This is a genomic window from Nocardia exalbida NBRC 100660, from assembly GCF_000308575.1.
Classification (GTDB): Bacteria; Actinomycetota; Actinomycetes; order Mycobacteriales; family Mycobacteriaceae; genus Nocardia; species Nocardia exalbida.
In genome coordinates this window covers 28,535-46,407 of sequence record NZ_BAFZ01000161.1, presented here as the reverse complement: position 1 = coordinate 46,407, position 17,873 = coordinate 28,535, and the positions used below count along the sequence as shown (strand labels likewise).

Sequence of the window (17,873 nt, the reverse complement as noted above, 5' to 3'; positions counted from 1 at the left end):
AGTAGGGGCCATTCTGGCCGCATCGATCTCAGGCGTGCTGACGTTCGGCCCGTTGCCGGATCAGCTCCTCGACCGCGCTGGGCAGGGTGTTTTCGAAGTCGATGAGTTTCGCCCAGGTCGGGGTGACGACGATCCGCACCATGCCGTCGTAGAGCGAGCGGACCTCGGCCTCCCACTCGACGCGCTGCTCGGGTGTCATCTCGTAGCTGCCGTTCATCCGCAGATACTCGTCCGGGATGCCGTCGACGACGGCCAGCTCGGCCCGCCCGCGGATGAGCAGGATCTTCGGCGGGTGGACCTCGGTGTCGATGGTCAGGGCAACCATCGGGTTCTGGCGCAGGGCGGGCAGCTTGGGGGCGTTCGTCGTGGTGCACAGGACGATCTCCGAGCCGTTCCAGGTGAAGGCGATCGGGATACTGCGCGGCGTGCCATCCGTGGCGACATAGGCCAGGCGGGTCAGGTCGCGGGCCAGCAGCTCCTGGCTGATCGGTCGGTTCAGGATCTCGATGATCTCGGTCGGTCGCATGGTGATCGTTCCTCCGTCGGCGTCGTCGAGCGGCATGTCCGTGGCCGCTCGTATCCCTGGGACGGAGCCGGCCGGACGTTCTCGACATCCGAGGCGGAAATTTCTCGAAGCCGCTCCCTCCTTCGCCGACCGCGGAATCTTTGTCGAGGGTTTCGGCGCGTCAATCGCTGTTCGCGCAGGCGGCGCAGGCTCCGGACGGATCGCAGGCTATCGCTGGGCGAGCTGTTGCGCGGTGGCGTAGGCGAGGTGGAGGAAGTCCGCGCCGGTCAACGCGGCCAGAGCGTCGGCGACCATGCGGGTGGCGCGGGGCGCGAACACGTGACCGATGGTGAAGCCGGTGATCACCCAGACATCGAAGCAGAACGGGCAGGTGAGAAGCTCTCCGATGCTGTGTTTCCACCCGTCGGCGGCCTTGGGTTGCTCCATCACCTCGCCGGGGCCTCCGTCGCCGGTGGGGCGGGTGAACGGTGCGCGCAGGGGTGCGGTGATCGTGTCCTTGGTCGCGGTACGCGACAGCTTGTGTGCGGCGACCGCGGTGACCACCAGCTCCTGCACGCTCATGGCTCGCGGCAGTTGCCGGTGGGTCAGCCTGCCGAGCAGAGCGACCACGGACACGGTGATGCCGAACATCGCCATCGTGGCGAGGTAGCCGCTCATCGAGCGTTGGATGTCGGTCTCGGGGCGCCCTTCGACTGCGGTCATGCAGCGGGCATACCCGCACGAGCGGCTCTGACTCGCGAAGCTGTCCTGAACCTGCGGCAGGCAGCCGGGCGCGGATCTGGATGCCGGTTTCAGCGCCATTCGCCGATAGCCTTCACCTCCATGCCATCTTCTGGTTCGCACTCGCACGACCTCCGCGCTGTCGTCTTCGACTGGCGAGGCACTCTCGTCTCAGAACTTTCCCCCCAACGCTGGACGCAGGAAGCACTGCGACGGGCCGGTCGCAGACACGACGACGCCGCCGCCATCGCCCTCCTCGAGGACATTCGAACAGCCGCCGGCCAACCGAACCGCCTGCAATCACCGCAGGGAAACACGAGCGCCGCTCGTCACCGGGAGACCTACTACGCGGTCTTCGCGGACGCCGGACTCGACACCGAACTCTCCGACGCGCTTTTCGCAGTGGATTCCGACCCGACTTACAACCATTTCGCTGCCGACGCCGCGGCTACTCTCACCACGCTGTTCGAGAAGGGCTACAAGATAGGCGTGCTCAGCAACATTCACTTCGACATCCGGCCCTTCTTCGCCGAGGCAGGGCTGTCCGATTCGATCGAAACTTTCGTCCTGTCGAACGAGCACGGAATCCAGAAGCCCGACCCTGCCATATTCCGCCTCACGTGCGAGCAACTCGGCACGCGCCCCGAGGAAACCCTCATGGTCGGAGACCGGCCTTCCCGCGATGGCGCAGCCGTGGAGGTCGGGATGCCGACCCTGCTCGTCCCTTCGCTGACCGATCCGCAGCGGCGTCAACTCCACCTGGTCGGCAACGCCCTCGGTGCCGATCACGTGCCGGGCGAATCCGATGTCCCGGGTTCGGAGGGGTTCGCCGGCGTAGCGGAGCGCCGGACCACCCGGCCGGCCGCGGCGCGCACCACCGCGCGCGGCGTCCACACTCCTCGAGGGCGGCGTCACGACAGAATGATCGGATGATTGCGGGGATCGACGGCTCATGTTCAGCTCGAGGCCAACTGATGATCGGGGTCGGACGGTACGTATCGCTGATGAGAACGCACCGCGGGACTCGAAGCCCACTCGTCATGGTCGCCGTGTGCGCGACCGCCGTTCTGTCGGCTTGCTCGTCATCGAGCTCGGAGGCAGACTTCACCGCCACCAGAGATCAGCCCTTGGTGATCTCGCTGGACGATCTGCTGGCCGAGACCGGCGGCAGCGCCGCGGTCGGGATCGCCGATCCGCAGCACGGCGCGATCACCAGGCGCACCGACGGTGCGGTGGTGTACACGCCCGCGGCCGGGTACACCGGGTCCGACAGCATCACCGTGACCACCACCGACGCCGTGAAATTGTTCACCCCCGATATTCCGCCGTTCGGTGAGTTCGGTGGCGTGAGCCTGCCGGGCAGCGGATACGGGTCGGCGTTCACGCCGGTGCCCGGATCGACCGACGAGTTCTATGGTCTCACCGACCGCGGGCCGAATGTGGACGGCAAAGGCAAGAACGAGAAGATCGTTCCCGCACCGGCATTCACGCCCAGCATCGCCGAGTTCAAGCTGGTCGGCACCAAGGCGGTGCTGGAAAGCGTCATCCCCTTCAAGAATTCGGCGGGCCGCCCGTTCAACGGCCTGGTCGACACCTCCGCCGGCACCGGCGAGACCATGCGCGACCTCAACGGCGCCATCCTGCCGCCCACTGATCACGGCCTCGACACCGAGGGCCTGGTCGCCATGCCCGACGGCAGCTTCTGGGTGTCCGACGAGTACGGGCCGTTCCTTGTGCATTTCGACGCCGGCGGCACCGAGCTGGAACGGCTGGCTCCGGGCCGAGGCCTGCCCGAGGAGCTTTCGTTGCGCACTCCCAACCAGGGTATGGAGGGGCTCACCGTCACGCCGGACGGCAGCACACTGGTCGGCATCATGCAGAGCGCATTGAACGAGCCGGGTGTCGTGTCGACGCGCGAGGTGCCCATGACCCGGATCGTCACCGTGGATCTGAAGACCCGGGAGGTCAGGGAATTCGTCTATCCGCTGGAGGAGCCGAAGCAGAAGCTCGCGGTCTCCGAGATCACGGCGCTGAGCAACACCACCTTCCTGGTCGACGAGCGCGACGGAAACAAACCGCCCAAGGCGAACAAGAAGCTGTGGACCATCGACATCACCGGCGCGACAGATGTCGGACCGCGGGCGAAGGTCGGGGGAGCGCAATACGATCCGCGGCTGGGACTGCTGGTGGACGGGAAGCCACTGGAACTCCTGGTCGGTGCCGTGTCCACCGCCGATGGCGTCGCCACGCTGCGGAAGGCGGGCGTCACCCCCGTCACCAAGAAGTCCGGCCTGGACCTCGGTGGCCTGCTGGACGGCCTGAACGCCGACGGCAAGTTCTTCGGCCACGACAAGATCGAGGGCGTCGCCACCCGTGACGGGGGCAAGACCCTCTACATCGCCGCCGACAGCGACTTCGGCGTCGAGGCCGCCACCGGCGATCAGCCGCCGTTCGGACTGAAGGCGAAACTCCTCGCCGACGGCATGCAGGACACCGGTGAGGTGCTGATGGTCGACACCACCGCACTACCCGCGCAGACGCGCGCGCGGACGATCACGATCACGGTGAAGTAGATCGCCCCAGGCTCCACGGAGCGCTCGGCTGGGAATCTCCCGCCGAGCGCTCCGAAGTTCGGACCACCAGGGAGTTTCCCCTGTCCCGCGGCGGGTAGCTCAGCAGTGGTTCTGCAGCTCGATCCTGGCTACGGCCTGAAATGCCTGTGGTGAATAGGTTTTCTCGTCGTGGTGGTCTCTGTCCATATCCCAGTGGTATTGGACAGCCGAGGAAGGCAGATTGATGACGAACTTGCCGATATCGCCGCCCGGTGGCTTGTCGTTGATGATGTTGCCGAGATAGACGTGGTTCGCGTCGAAGAGGGCGGCGTGCATGAGCCAGGCATCGTTGTCGGAACCACTGGTGACGAGAGCATGGAATTCCGCGATGCCGTCGTTGTGCAAGACCCAGCGCGCGCCATGGAACATCGTGCAGTCGCCGGCCCTGATGTCGTGGTCCCAGGTGAAGACCTTCTCTGAATCGGCATGGGCGGCGGGTATGGACGCGACGGCGGTTGCGGCGGCGAAGCCGACGCACACGGCGAGCCGGATCAAGACGTGGCGATACATTGCGGTCATCGTGGCACTCCCCGGAATAGTCAGTCTCGCTGACTAAAATTATCGGCACCCGTCCGGTGATCGTCAATAGCCGTCAAGTCGGCTTGCCCGCATCGGACCGCTTGCTCACGGGGCGATTCGGGCTAGGGCCGTCCATTCTGCGACATCCCTGGCCACGCCGACGGTTCCCCGGTCATTCGGACCGTAGAGCCGCCGCCAGATCTCCGGTAGATCGGAACCGAGTTCCAGTGCGGCGGCGTAGCTTCCGTGCCCCGCATAGAACCGGGCCAGGTTTCGCCGGGTCATGAGAGTGAACGGATGCTCTGTGCCGGAGACCTTCTCGCGCGTGGCCAGCACTTCGCGATACAAACGAGCGGCGCCGTCGGGGTCACCACAGGCCGCGGTCCACCTGGCGAGGTTGTCCTTGGCCCACATCGTGTCGGTGTGCTCGGGTCCGAGCACGCTTTCGCAGATCGGTACGAGTTCCAGCAACTGCAGGCGCGCTCGTTCCGGGTCACCGGCTTCGCCGACCCATCGGGCGTACTGGTCACGGGAGTGCAGAACGTCGGGATGAGTCGAGCCGAACAAGCTTTCGAGTTCCGGCAGGAAGGCGGTGTACTGATCACGCGCACCGACGATGTCACCGGCTTGGCCGGTACTGAAGCCGAGATCGGCGCGGATCCGCAGCTTCTCCCGTTCGTCTCGCTCCAAGTCCAGCAGCTCGGTGAGCATTGTCACCGCCCCCTCGGGATCACCCGTCTGGACGTGCCAGTTGGCCAACTGCACGCGCGGCAGGAGAGTCTGCGGATGGTCGCGACCGAACATCGCGGTGCAATCCTCGACGAGCCCCGCGAACATCGCGCGCGCCGCGAACGGCTCACCGGCCTCGCCGGTCCATCGGGCCAAGCGTGCGCGGGCGGCCAACAGATCAGGGTGTTCCGGCGGCAATGCGTCTTGGAAGGCCACCAGCCAGTTGGCCCAGGACGCTCGATTGTCGATCGGACGCCGGTGGGTGTCCGCGGCGTCCAGGAAAGCTACGGCGCGAGCGGAGTTCTCGCTGGCCAGATAGTGTCGGGGTGCCGCGGTGTGCGCGTAGGCATCGATATCCGAGCCGGTTACCGCGTCGAACGCGGCGGCAATTGCGCTGTGCGCGTCGAACAGCGCGGTGGGCCATTGCGCGCACACGATCTGTCGCAGCGGGCCGGTGAACGCCGCGTGGGACAGTCCGACCCTTTCGTTATCCAGACCCGGATGGCCGCGTGCGACGAGCACGCCGAGGTCGACCACCACGTCGCGCAGCCGCGGCAACGGCACCGGCCACCCGAGCTGATGGAGGGCTTCGCAGACCAGCGGCAGGGGCGCGGTCGGGCCGACGCCGACCGCCGCGAGCAGCGCGCCGACCGGCAGCGCGATCTCTTCGTGCACCCGACGCCGACGGGTCGCGTGGAACCTCGACGCCACCAGGGAACTCAGATCCGCGCCGTCGATATCCGCATCGCGCCGATCGATCTCGGTGATCAAACGCGGGATCAACCATCCGCCGCGCACATCGTCGGGCAATTCGTGCAGCGTTCGGTCGAGTTGGTGGGGGATGGCGCCCTCGGTGAGGACCACCTCCGCCAGAACTTCTCGGACGGTGGGTGGTTGCAAGTGGACACGGCGGGCATGCGCGATATCCGGATGATCCACGACGTCGGTACCCGACCGGATACCGACGATCAGCCGGACGTGACGCAGCCGTTCGTCGGTGGTCAACGTGGCGACGGCGGCGATGACGCTGCTGCGGCATCCCTCTTCCGGCTGGTCGAGGCCGTCGATGAGGACGCGGATGCGCCGGCCCGCCTTCCGCATCCGATGCAGTGGCCGCACGATCTCGATTTCGAAGGCGCTGAACCGCTCCAGGTCGGTCAGCTCCGCCCGCACCGCGCGGCGGACCGCGTCGAATTCGGCGCCGAACCGTGCGCCGAGTTGGCCGCACAGCTCCAGAAGCACCGACTCGATGGTGCTCGTGACGTCCAGGAAGACGGCCGCGGTGACGAATTCGGCGGTCAGCGAATCCAACGTCTCCACCAGGCCCGGCCGGATGAGCAGCGACATCAGTGTCGATTTCCCGGCCCCGGCCGGTCCGATCAACGCCTGCAATCGATCGCCGCCTGCTTCGACGATGTCGGCGAGGGTCTCCTGCACATGCGAGGTCAAAGAGACGCTGCGCACCAGGTGATCCACCAAACCCGCCGCCGGTCTGCCGGTCACCGCGTCTCTGGAACGGGACCGGTTGGGCACCAGCCACAGGCCCTGGTCACCGCGGCGCACCTGAGTGCCGTTGAAGGACAAATGGCGTGCGGTCTGCTGTTGGCACGCGCTGCTCAGCTCCGGTGTGAGGTCGGCGCACAGCAAATTCGTTCCGCTGCCGGGTAGGCCGGTATCGAAGGTGCGCAACAGTGTTCGACTGAAACATCCGTCGTATGCGTTGCCGTCGTCCGATGCGACCAGCAGTTCCATTCTTCCCGCGGTCTTCTCCAGCATCCGTACCCAGCGGTTCCCCGCGCCGATCGCGCCGGTACCGGCCTCACACGCATCGACGAGGACGATGAGCCCGTCCAGTGCCCGCGTATTGCCCAATTGCTCGGCTACGGCATTGACCAGGTTGAAGCCGGAATCGGAATCCAGAGGCATCTCCGAGTCGGCGGCGAGTAGATAGAAATCCTCGTCGTTGGTGGTGAACCCGTGACCGATGAAGGCGATCAACAGCGTCGCCCCCAGTTCGTCGGCCTGCTGGAACGCGGCTTTGACGCGCCGCTTGAGTTCGATGACCGTGGGGTCGACCAGGGGTCCGTCTCCGATCGGTAGCCAATGGCCTGCCGTGGTGAAAGCCGCGTAGAGCGCCGCGGCCAGCTCACCGGTGAACCCGAGTCGCGGGAATGCCGCGCACTCCGACGCGACAACCAGAGCCAGCCTCTCCGCCATGGAAGAACTATCGGGCAGGGTGACCCACGGGCACAACAGCACTCGGTGATAAGGACTGCGCCCAACATGCCGGCCATCGTGTCCGGACGAGGATCCGCTGCACCCGTCATGATCTTGTAGCCGGGACACCGCACTCGGTGCGGAGTGACTGCGACTTCACCCCGTCCATCCACGAAGAGAAACGTAGGTGACTGCCAATGCCGAAAATCGTGTTGTTCGGCGCCACCGGGTACACCGGCCGCCTGACCGCGGAAGCTTTGATCGCCCGCGGGGCCGCACCCGTGCTGGCCGCCCGCAATGCCGCCGCGCTCGAGAAACTGGCCGCCGACCTCGGTGGCGCGGAGACCGCGGTCGCCGACGTGACCGAGCCCGACTCGGTACGGGCCCTGCTGGACCGGGGCGACGTGCTGGTGACGACGGTCGGGCCGTTTCTGCGATACGGCGGACCCGCACTGGCCGCGGCCGTGGCGGCGGGCGCGCACTACTTCGACTCCACCGGCGAAGGCCCATTCATCAGCACGGTGTTCGACCGCGACGAGGAGGCCCGCAAGGCGGGAGTGGGCCTGCTGACCGCGTTCGGGTTCGACTTCGTGCCCGGCAACCTGGCCGCCGGTCTCGCCTTACGCGAAGCGCCCGACGCCGTCCGCGCGGACATCGGCTACTTCATCGCCAGCCCCGGCGCCAGCGGTGGCACCCGAGCGTCGATGGCCGGGATGCTGTTCGAACACGGCTTCGCCCTCCGCGGCGGCCGGATCGTGCCCGAGCGCACCGGCTCACGGATCCGCACCTTCGACGTCGCCGGCCGCCCGCGTTCCGGAGTGTCGATTCCCGGATCTGAACATCTCGCGCTGAGCCGCGCCTACCCGCGGCTACCCGAGGCCGACGTCTACCTCGGCCTGCCGCCCGCGGCTGCTCGTGCCCTGCAGGCCGGCTCCTTGCTCACCGGCGCGGTCGCCCGGGTCGAGCCGGTGAAACGGCTGGCCGAAGGCGCGCTCGAACGCGTCGTGAAGGGCTCGACCGGCGGCCCGGGGCGCGAAGCGCGGGCCCGCACGCGCTCCTGGGCGGTCGCCGAGGCATTCGACGACACCGGCCGCGTCCTGGCGTCGGTGACCTTGGCCGGGGTGGATCCCTATGACTTCACCAGCGCGATCCTCGCTTGGGGTGCGCAGACCGCACTGGACGGCGGCCTGCTCGGCACCGGTGCGCTGGGCCCGGTCGAGGCGTTCGGTCTGGAGGCGCTCACCGCCGCCGCGGCCGATGCGGGGTTCAGCCGGTAAAAGTTCGCCGCGGCAGGGTGCTGTACCGGCACCAACGGGCGTGACATTTTCGCGACCATTTCGTAATGTATCGGTGACCTGCTCCCGACAGTAACCGGTACCCGACATAATGCCTGGCCAACACCGCAAACGAACCGCAGCCCGAAAGCTCACCGCTCTGGCTGTGTGCGGTGTCGCGGCCACTCTCGCCGTCGTGCTGTGGGTGGCGATACGCCCGGGCCCGGCCGCGCAGCACGTCGCGGCGGTCGATTCGCCGCAGTCGACCGCCGTCGAAGCCCGCCCGGTCCCGACCATCGTTCCGCCGATGACTCAGCCGGTGCCGGCCGCGGCGGCAGTCGAGCCACCACCGTCGGAGAAGAATGCCGCACAGCACCCGCCTCCGCCGCCTCCCTCCGTCCCGTGCCCGACGGAACTCGCCGGTACGAGGCCGCACGTGGCAAGGGTGGGCAACATGCTCAAGAAGACGTTCGGCCTCACCGACGTCGGCGGGGCCGTCGGGCGTTCCGACGGCGACCACGGTGCCGGCCTGGCACTCGATCTCATGACATCCGATTCCGCGCGCGGCGACGCGATCGCCGAATTCGTGCTGGCCAACAAGCAGCGTTTCGGTGTGACGTACGTGATCTGGCGGCAGCGGTACAACGACGGCAGCGGATGGTCGTACCTGGAAGACCGCGGGAGCCCGACCGCCAATCACTACGACCATGTGCATGTGTCGTTCGAGAAGGCTGCCGAAGTGGACGTCACCTGCTGAATACGCACTGTATGGGTCGCGAGCACTTCCATCGGCCTGCCGGTCTGCGCGTAACCGCTTGCCTCGATCGACGTCACGACCTGGCGATCTCACCGGTGGGTATCCGATCGCAGTGATATCGCGGCCCTCACTAGCATCGATGCGGCGAGAATATCGAGGAATCCGAGGACTGCGTTGACTACCGAACAACTTGACCGCTGGAACGCCCAGGAAGCCGCCGCCGAGGCGATGATTCCCATCATCGGCACGTTGTATCGGCGCAAAGGGGTGACGATCCTGCTGCACAGCCGGTCACTGGTGAACAAGTCGGTGATCAGCATCCTGCGGACGCACCGCTTCGCGAGGCAGATCGAAGGCGAGGAGTTGTCGGTGGACCAGACCCTTCCCTTCCTGCAAGTACTCAGCGAGCTGGATCTGGGCCCCTGCAAGATCGATATCGGTCAGTTGGTCATGACCTATCGCACCGACGATCGCGGACTGTCGATCCGCGAGTTCACCGCGGCGGTGCTGGCCGAGGTGACCAACGGCAACAAGGCTCGGTCGCCGGGCCCACGGGACGTCGTCCTCTACGGCTTCGGCCGCATCGGTCGTCTGGTCACGCGCCTGCTCATCGAAAAGGCCGGGTCGGGCAACGGTCTGAACCTGCGTGCCGTGGTGGTTCGCAAGGGAGGCGACGACGATCTGGCCAAGCGCGCGTCGCTGCTTCGCAGGGATTCGGTTCACGGCCACTTCAACGGCACGATCAAGGTCGATACCGGCAATGACACGATCACCGCGAACGGGAACGTGATCAAGTTCATCTACAGCGATGATCCGACGACGATCGACTACACCGCGTACGGGATAAACGACGCGATCCTGATCGACAACACCGGCAGGTGGCGTGATCGTGACGGGCTGTCGCAGCATCTGCGCCCCGGCATCGCGAAAGTCGTTCTCACCGCACCCGGCAAGGGCGACGTTCCGAATATCGTGCACGGCGTGAACCACCGCAGCCTGGACCTGTCGCAGCGGATCTTCTCGTGCGCCTCGTGCACGACCAACGCGATTGTTCCGCCGCTCAAGGCCATGGATGACGAGTACGGCATCATCCGCGGGCACGTAGAGACGGTTCACTCGTTCACCAACGACCAAAACCTCCTGGACAATTACCACAAGGCGGACCGTCGCGGCCGGTCCGCGCCGTTCAATCTCGTGCTCACCGAAACCGGTGCCGCGTCCGCGGTCGCGAAGGCGATGCCGGACTTCAAGGCCAAGATCACCGGCAACTCGATTCGTGTCCCCACCCCCGACGTATCGGTCGCGATCCTGAACTTGCAGCTGGAGCGCAAGACGACGAAAAGCGCTGTGCTCGAGTACCTGCGTCAGGTTTCGCTTGCCGGGCCGTTGAGCCGGAACCTCGATTACACCGCCGCCACGGACGTCGTCTCCAGCGACTTCATCGGATCGCGCGCAGCGTCGATCATCGATGCCAATGCCACGATCGTCGAGGACGACACCGCGATCCTGTATGTCTGGTATGACAACGAATTCGGCTACTCGTGCCAGGTCGTGCGGACGGTGCAGTACATCTCGGGCATCGAGTATCCGACCTACCCGCAGATCAGCGCTCGACTGGAGCACACCGACGACACTCGCGTGCCGACTGCGACCGCCGCGCGGTGACTGCCGCGATGGATGTCGCCGACTCTGCTGCCGGGGGATAAACGACCGGCCGCGGGAAGTATCACTGGGTCGTCGCGTGATGCTTCCCGCGGAGAGGGTCGGGCAACTGGTGGTGATGATCAGTCGGCCCGCACGGTATCCGGCACGACCACAGTGGAGCGCATCTCGGCCACTTCGGCGCGCAGCGCTCGGATCTCGGCGACGAGTTCGGTGATCTCCCGATCGGTATTCTCCACATTCGCCTCGACACTCTTCAGCTGATCCATCACCCAACTGGTAGTGGTGCCGATCGCGAAACTGATCAGGCCGATGCCGAGGGTCATCAGGATCAACGAGATCAAACGGCCTTCGGTCGTCACCGGATACACGTCGCCGTACCCGACGGTGGTCACCGAGACCATCGACCACCACAGCGCGTCACCGAAATTGTGGATCTTGCTGTCGGCCGCCCCGTACTCCGCGTCGAAGAACGCCAGACTGCACAGCAGCAGGAGCAGTATCGAACTGGCGCCGACGAACACCGCGAGCCTGGCTCTGGTCGTCGTGTTCCGGTTCAACGTGCCGATCACGAGCATGGCTGCGCGCAGCAGTCGCAGCGGGCGAAGCGGCGGCAGCACCACGATCAACAAGTCGACCGGGTGGGTACGCAGGAACCGCAAGCGGCTCCCGGACAGCCACAACCGCACCGCGAAGTCCAGCGCGAACGCCGCCCAGATCATCACGTCGACCCGGGTGAGCCAGGCGTCCAGACGAGGTGAGGCCTCGATATCGAGCACCTGCCAGGCATAGACGCCGAGGAATACGACGGCCAGCACCATCATGGGAATGCCGGTCGTCCGCTCCCAGGATTCCCTGCGTGTGAACTCGGATTGTGTTTCGGGCATCGGACTACCTGTGTCGCTCGGCCGCGGCGTCGGCGACACCGCAGGTTCGACCGGTGGGATTCCGCGAGAGTCCGGCCGCTTCTCACGCTGATTCTCACACGGAGCCCGAGACGCCGTGCTGACCCCGGTCGGCATTCCAGCGTGTTCGGAGCGGGAGCCCGACATTTTTCCGGCGTGTCGCTGGATGTTTGCGCATGGGGTTGGATTTGAATGCAGGCTGGCTGGTCGACGAATGCCCGCGAACTACCCGTGGAGGTCGAGATCGTGATCGGGCGGTTGTTTTGTTTCCCGGGCGGCAGGTTCAGCGGTCTAGCACGGGCCCTCGGTGCCGTCTGCGCCGTGGCCCTGGGGCTGATCCCGGCGACGATGGCGACCGCGGAGCCACTGTATCCGCGGCCCGATCCCGACCCGTTCTATGCCGCCCCGGCGGATCTGGCGGCATATCTGCCAGGTGATGTGCTCGGTGAACGGGCGCTGCCGCCGCTGGCGATCTTCCCCGGCTCCAGCGTCACGCTGGTCAAATTCCGGTCCACCAATTCCCGTGGAGCACCGATCGCGGCGACGACCACGGTTCTCACGCCGTTCGGCCGCCGGCCGGGTGGGCCACTGCTGTCTTATCAGCACTTCATCAATGCGCTCGGCACCGACTGCGCCCTTTCGCACAAACTGTACGGCGACGACCTGAACCTGACGGTGACCACGCCGATCTTGAACGTGGCGCTGGCGCAGGGCTGGAGCGTCGCGCTGCCGGATCACCTCGGACCGCAATTCGCTCTCGGGGCCGCGCGTTTGGGTGGCCAGATCGTACTGGACGGCATCCGGGCGGTGAAGCGGCTGCCCGCACTCGCCGTGCCGTCCAGCCCAACGGTGATGGCCGGCTACTCGGGCGGCGGCCTTGCCACCGCATGGGCGGCCGCGTTGCAGCCGGCGTACGCACCGGAGCTGGAACTCGCGGGCGCGGCCATCGGCGGCGCACCGATGAATCTGCTGACTATGGCCGAGGCGCTGGGCTTGAACCCGCACCCTTCGTTCGGGTTGGCCATGGCAGCGGCGATCGGTCTGGAGCGAGAGTACCCGGATCGGCTGCCGATCAGCGCGCATCTCAACCCGCGTGGCCTCGAAGTCGGCAAGGCCATGGCAAACAGCTGCAGCAATGAAATCTTGATTTCGGGCCTGGACGGCAGCGCCCGGGACTACATCACAGACACCTCGATCTTCGACAGTCGCGAAGCCCGCTCGGTGGTGGAGGAGAACAGCCTCGAATTGTACGTCGGCGTGCCGGAAACACCGATCTTCGAATGGCATTCGCCGGAGGACCAGCAGATTCCGGTCGATGCCATCGAGAACACCCTCCGCCGTTGGTGCACGGCAGGGGTGCGGGTACAGACGCTGCGGGTGCCCTCGGTCGAACCGGGCCCCGCGCTCGAGCATTTGTCCCCCGCGGTACTGGGTGCGCCCGCGGTAATGCAATGGCTCGACGCTCGGGTTCGCGGAGAGCCTGCCCCCAGCAACTGCTGATACGCGGCTATGCGGGCATCAGCGGTGATCGCCGCAGACAAGTCGGACCACCCCGTCGTCATCCGGCAGGCCGGGTCGGGGCAACCAGTGGGCTGGACGGTATCCGCGATTCGGTTGGTGCCACGCTCGAGCACCGCCCATACCGCGGGGTCGTCTCCCCATAACCCGTGCATCGTGATCGGCTACCTGCTCCCGAGTGCGTTGCAGGCCTGCGTAGATGGCCCGTCACGATCGACGATCGAGATGAGCCGGCTCCCGCGAAAACGATTGCCGGGTAGCAATGAGAATACCGGCCGGCCGGGCTCACTCGACTGGCAGGCGGCGGCAACGGGCGCTACGATCGACGCGATGACAACTCATTCTGTTGAAAGATTGGGGGTTCCATTCGTGCAAGGTGAGTGCTGATGCTCACTGAACGCACGAATGGGGACGATTCCCGCTTTTCCTTCTGGCTGCGCGTGCGCGAATTCGCCGTGCCGCCCTCCATGATCGAAACTTCTACCGCCCGCCGGCGCGTGGGGGACTGGGCCGGCGCGAGTGCGGCGGCAGGCTTCGATGTCGATTTCACTTTGCGGTCGGTGGCACGCAGCCACGGGCACGAACTCGCCGCTCGAATCCGTGCCGATCTCCGCTATCTGGCTCCTGACCTGCTGCGCTGGCACCTACCGAGGGTTGCTCCGGACGGGTTGTTGCGACCAGGTCTGACAATCGCTTTGGCGCGGTACGACGCCGCGCCTGACCGGCGCGGTCGCGCGCGTGCCGTGCACCTTGTCGTTCGGACCGCGCCGGCTTGGGCGGATGCCGGTCAGCGGATCAGCCTCGCGCTGTGGGACGGAGCCGCCGGAGCCGGTACCAGCCTCCATCCGCATCCTCGTCCCGATCGTCGTTTCCGCTTGGATCTCCATCGCCACCTGTGGGACTCGCGCAGGGCCGATGAGCTGGGGATACGGTCCGGGGCAGAGCGCCCCGCAGGTAATCGCCCGTCGCTGGATCCCGAGCTGCTGGCGACGGTACCGCAGGTCCGCCGCTGCGCCGTCGACCGATGGGCGGACGAGGCGGAGATCCTGCGCCGCGCCGAGGGACGGCGTAGCGGTACTTTCGTCGTGCGGTTCGGGGGTCGGCAACGGCTGGTCCTGGAGTTGGACGCGGGTCCCCGCGGTGGTGCGGGGCCGCCCATGGTGCGGATCGCGTCGGGGTACCCGGTCGGCGGCGTCTCGGCGCTGCCGGTGCTGCCCGACGCGGCGACTTGGGTACTACCTGATCTGGAACTGATCCGCACCGGCGCGATAGCGGCCGATCGGCTGCATCCGCTGGTCGCCTCGGCACTGGTACCCGACTACTCTCCGACCGATGCGCCCCGCATCCCGAGCCGGCCGGGGGAGCCGCGCCTCGTGCAGTGCAGGGGAGAACAGCATCGGATCGGGCTGGTCGACGGGGTCCTGGCCGCCCGGGACCACGACCCTTCCGAGATCCGGCGGGAGGAATTACTGGCGGCGTTGACCGGTACCCCGCTTCCTTGCCTGCGGGCTATCGACGAAGCGCACCGTCATCCGGACTGTCTTGTCGGCGTTCGTGACCGTTTGGACCATGGTGACACCGCCGGCGCGCTGGGCGTCGTCGTGGGACTGCTCGGCCCCGATGTATCACTGCGCGACGGTGCCCTGCGCGTCGCACTCGAAGCGGCCGCACAACGGCGAATCACCTACGGGCTGTTCAAAGCAGGCCTGTCCGAACCCGGAATCGGCCGCGTTCCCCCGGTTCGCCGTCCTCGTGACCGGCGCGCGCATCCGCGCAACGCGACCTCGCACTGATCCGGCGATCTTCGCCGACACCCACTCGACTCCGCCGACCCCTCGAGGTGATCACACATGCTCGCTGCTGTCCACACGTCCACCGATCCAGCCCATCCCTCCCGACTCAGCGTCGCCGACGAGTTGCTGACTCTGTTGCGCGAGGTAACCACCGAACCACGTTCCGATACCCAACTGGAGGCCTTGGCGCTGGCTGTAGCCGCCGACCTGCCGGTTCTCCTGTGGGGCGAACCGGGTATCGGGAAGACCGCCGCCCTCACCCAGCTCGCCGACGACCTGGACCTTCCGCTGACCACGGTCATCGCGAGCGTGCATGAGCCGTCGGACTTCTCGGGTTTGCCCATCATCGGAGACGATCCCGCGGAACACGGAGTCCCGATGGCTCCGCCGGACTGGGCCGTGCGCCTCGTACGGGCCGGCCGCGGGCTGCTGTTCCTGGACGAGCTGTCCACCGCGCCGCCCGCTGTGCAAGCCGCCCTGCTCCGTCTGGTCCTCGAGCGGCGGATCGGCGCCGTCCAACTGCCCCCGGGTGTCCGGATCGTGGCCGCGGCCAACCCGCGATCCTCGGCGGCCGACGGTTGGGAGCTGAGCCCGCCGCTGGCCAACAGGTTCGTGCATCTGCAATGGATCCATGATCACGACGTCGTCGTCCGCGGCCTCGGCGGGACCTGGCCGCACGCGACACTGCCACGGCTGGCTCCGGAGAAGTTGGGTGAGGCAGTGGCTTTCGCCCGCCGCGCGGTGTGTACGCTCCTCGCGGCCCGTCCCGCTCTCGTGCATCAGATTCCCAGCACGGAAACCCGCCGGGGTGGTCCCTGGCCGTCGCCTCGAAGCTGGGAGATGACGCTGTGGCTGATAGCTTTCGCCACCGCGGCCGGTTCGTCCCGGGAGGTGCTTTCCCTGCTGGTCCGGGGCACGGTGGGGGATGGGCCGGGCTTCGAACTGCTGGCCGGCCTGGACCGGATGGACCTCCCTGACCCGGAGGCGCTGCTCGCCGATCCGGCAGGCGCCGCATTGCCCGAGCGAGGGGATCTGCGCCAGGCCGTTCTCGACGGAGTTGTGGCGGCGGTCCGTAAACGCCCGGAGAAATCCCGCTGGGATGCGGCATGGGCGCTGTTGGTGAAGGCTTCGGCAACCGGGGCCCCGGATCTGATCGTCGTTCCCGCAACCACTCTCGCAACGCTGCGCCGAGACGACTGGGAGGTGCCCGCGGCGATCGAGCAACTCGCCGGAGTGGTGTCGGTGTCCCGGGAAGCGGATCGGGCAGCCGGCCGCGTCACCGCGAGGGCAGGCCGATGATCGCGACCGCGCCTGGGACACTGGACCGCGACAAGCTCTTCGCCGCCCGATTGCACGCCGCCAGGGTTCGGCCCTATCTGGCGACCGCTCTGTTCGCCCTGTGCGTCGTCGAGTCGCGACGAGTACCGACGATGGGCGTCGACCGGCACTGGCGGTGCTACGTTTCGCCGGCTTTCGTGGATCTGACTCCGGTGGAGGATTTGGCCGCGGTGTGGGTGCACGAGGTGTCGCATCTGCTGCGCGACCATCACGGTCGCAGTGACCGATTCGCCCGGCAACACGAGCGGCCCGGCCCGGCAGAACGATTGCGGATGAACATCGCCGCGGACTGCGAAATCAACGACGACGCGTTCGGCGACGGGCTGGCCCGGCCCGGCGACGCTGTCACGCCCGCGTCGTTGGGGTTGCCCGAGGGGGAGCTCATGGAGGACTACCTGCGCAGGTTCCGGCTCGGGCCGGATACGCAGGGCTTAGCGTGGCTCGACTGCGGTAGCGGCGCCGACGGATTGGAACGCGAGTGGGAGCTGGGACCGGACGGTGCGGACGGCCTGAGTGAACAGGAACGAGACGCCGTCCGGTTCCAGGTGGCACAGGGCATCATCGGCCGTCCGGGGAACGCGTCCAAAGCATGGCAGCGCTGGGCGGCAGAGGCGTTCCACCCGCCACAGCCATGGCGCGATCTGCTGGGAGCGGCCGTCCGCTCGGCGGTCTGCGGCGCCGGTGTGGGCGAGGACTACACCTACGGCCGACCGGCGCGACGCTCGGCCGGGGTGCCCGGCGTGGTGCTGCCGAGTCTGCGGCGCACGCCACCTCGGGTCTCGGTGCTCATCGACACATCCGGGTCGGTCAGCGACACCGAACTGGGCAGCGCGCTGCTCGAAGTGGCGGCTATCTCCCGTGCCGTGGGCGGCCGCCGCGACCTGGTCACCGTGCTGCCGTGTGACGCGGCGGCCAGGATCGTGCACCCGCTGTGTCGTGCCGAGCGAATACCGCTTCTGGGCGGCGGAGGAACGGACCTGCGCACCGGCATCGCCAAAGCACTGCGAACCCAACCCCGCCCCGACGCCCTCGTGATCCTGACCGACGGCCAGACACCCTGGCCGGCCAGACGACCACCCTGCCGGACAGTGGTGGGCCTGTTCCGGCGGCAGAACAACACTTCGTGGCGCGAACAGGATCCCGATTACGTTCCGGACGCACCGCCCGCATGGGCCCGAGTAGTCGACATCGGATAGTTCCCGCTGCACGCTACCGAACTCCACCTCTGCCACGGTGTGCTGGATCGTGGTCGGATTCCCGGGGCCGGGCATTCCGATCCTCGCGGATCACCTGCCCTCGCCAG

The 17,873-nt window shown here is 67.0% G+C and carries 14 protein-coding genes; 9 read left to right on the top strand and 5 right to left on the bottom strand.

The window, feature by feature from the left end; all coding sequences use genetic code 11:
- Positions 1–28: 28 nt before the first annotated feature.
- Together ON29_RS31545 and ON29_RS31540 are read right to left on the bottom strand one after the other, a co-directional pair.
- Positions 29–562, bottom strand: coding sequence for a pyridoxamine 5'-phosphate oxidase family protein (locus tag ON29_RS31545; RefSeq protein ID WP_245549276.1), 534 nt, complete (start codon positions 560–562; stop codon positions 29–31).
- Positions 563–733: 171 nt separating this feature from the next.
- Positions 734–1,228, bottom strand: coding sequence for a DUF1360 domain-containing protein (locus tag ON29_RS31540; protein ID WP_051175816.1), 495 nt, complete (start codon positions 1,226–1,228; stop codon positions 734–736).
- Between the two features lie 120 nt (positions 1,229–1,348).
- Here ON29_RS31540 and ON29_RS31535 point away from each other — a divergent pair, with 120 nt between their 5' ends.
- Together ON29_RS31535 and ON29_RS31530 are read left to right on the top strand one after the other, a co-directional pair.
- On the top strand, positions 1,349–2,179 hold the full coding sequence (locus tag ON29_RS31535) for an HAD family hydrolase (protein ID WP_063825391.1): 831 nt from the start codon (positions 1,349–1,351) through the stop codon (positions 2,177–2,179).
- Positions 2,180–2,250: 71 nt separating this feature from the next.
- Positions 2,251–3,819, top strand: a complete 1,569-nt coding sequence (locus tag ON29_RS31530; RefSeq protein WP_040871882.1) for an esterase-like activity of phytase family protein — start codon at positions 2,251–2,253, stop codon at positions 3,817–3,819.
- 99 nt (positions 3,820–3,918) lie between these two features.
- Here ON29_RS31530 and ON29_RS31525 read toward each other — a convergent pair whose 3' ends face one another.
- Together ON29_RS31525 and ON29_RS31520 are read right to left on the bottom strand one after the other, a co-directional pair.
- Positions 3,919–4,377 carry a DUF6294 family protein gene (locus tag ON29_RS31525; protein ID WP_157172969.1) on the bottom strand — a complete coding sequence of 153 codons (459 nt, stop codon included), beginning with the start codon at positions 4,375–4,377 and terminating at the stop codon, positions 3,919–3,921.
- Positions 4,378–4,482: 105 nt separating this feature from the next.
- Entirely contained in the window at positions 4,483–7,323 is a 2,841-nt protein-coding gene (locus tag ON29_RS31520) for a tetratricopeptide repeat protein (protein WP_040871858.1), read from the bottom strand.
- A gap of 197 nt (positions 7,324–7,520) precedes the next feature.
- Between ON29_RS31520 and ON29_RS31515 the strand changes: the two genes are divergently transcribed.
- The 3 genes from ON29_RS31515 (at position 7,521) to ON29_RS31505 (ending at position 11,019) form a co-directional block, all read left to right on the top strand.
- Positions 7,521–8,600, top strand: coding sequence for a saccharopine dehydrogenase family protein (locus ON29_RS31515; RefSeq protein WP_040871857.1), 1,080 nt, complete (start codon positions 7,521–7,523; stop codon positions 8,598–8,600).
- 109 nt (positions 8,601–8,709) lie between these two features.
- Positions 8,710–9,354, top strand: coding sequence for a VldE C-terminal domain-containing protein (locus ON29_RS31510; protein ID WP_040871856.1), 645 nt, complete (start codon positions 8,710–8,712; stop codon positions 9,352–9,354).
- Positions 9,355–9,528: 174 nt separating this feature from the next.
- Positions 9,529–11,019: a glyceraldehyde-3-phosphate dehydrogenase gene (locus ON29_RS31505; protein ID WP_051175812.1), complete on the top strand. Its 1,491-nt coding sequence runs from the start codon at positions 9,529–9,531 to the stop codon at positions 11,017–11,019.
- Between the two features lie 119 nt (positions 11,020–11,138).
- Here ON29_RS31505 and ON29_RS31500 read toward each other — a convergent pair whose 3' ends face one another.
- Positions 11,139–11,903 carry a potassium channel family protein gene (locus tag ON29_RS31500; RefSeq protein WP_040871855.1) on the bottom strand — a complete coding sequence of 255 codons (765 nt, stop codon included), beginning with the start codon at positions 11,901–11,903 and terminating at the stop codon, positions 11,139–11,141.
- A gap of 366 nt (positions 11,904–12,269) precedes the next feature.
- Between ON29_RS31500 and ON29_RS31495 the strand changes: the two genes are divergently transcribed.
- From ON29_RS31495 to ON29_RS31480, 4 genes are all read left to right on the top strand, one after another.
- On the top strand, positions 12,270–13,421 hold the full coding sequence (locus ON29_RS31495; RefSeq protein ID WP_085994981.1) for a lipase family protein: 1,152 nt from the start codon (positions 12,270–12,272) through the stop codon (positions 13,419–13,421).
- A 404-nt stretch (positions 13,422–13,825) separates the two neighbouring features.
- On the top strand, positions 13,826–15,232 hold the full coding sequence (locus tag ON29_RS31490; RefSeq protein ID WP_040871879.1) for a hypothetical protein: 1,407 nt from the start codon (positions 13,826–13,828) through the stop codon (positions 15,230–15,232).
- A 57-nt stretch (positions 15,233–15,289) separates the two neighbouring features.
- Complete coding sequence (locus tag ON29_RS31485; RefSeq protein WP_040871854.1) at positions 15,290–16,531, top strand: AAA family ATPase; 1,242 nt, start codon at positions 15,290–15,292, stop codon at positions 16,529–16,531.
- Positions 16,528–17,766 carry a vWA domain-containing protein gene (locus ON29_RS31480; RefSeq protein WP_040871853.1) on the top strand — a complete coding sequence of 413 codons (1,239 nt, stop codon included), beginning with the start codon at positions 16,528–16,530 and terminating at the stop codon, positions 17,764–17,766. Before ON29_RS31485 ends, ON29_RS31480 begins: the two co-directional genes overlap by 4 nt.
- Positions 17,767–17,873 lie beyond the last annotated feature (107 nt).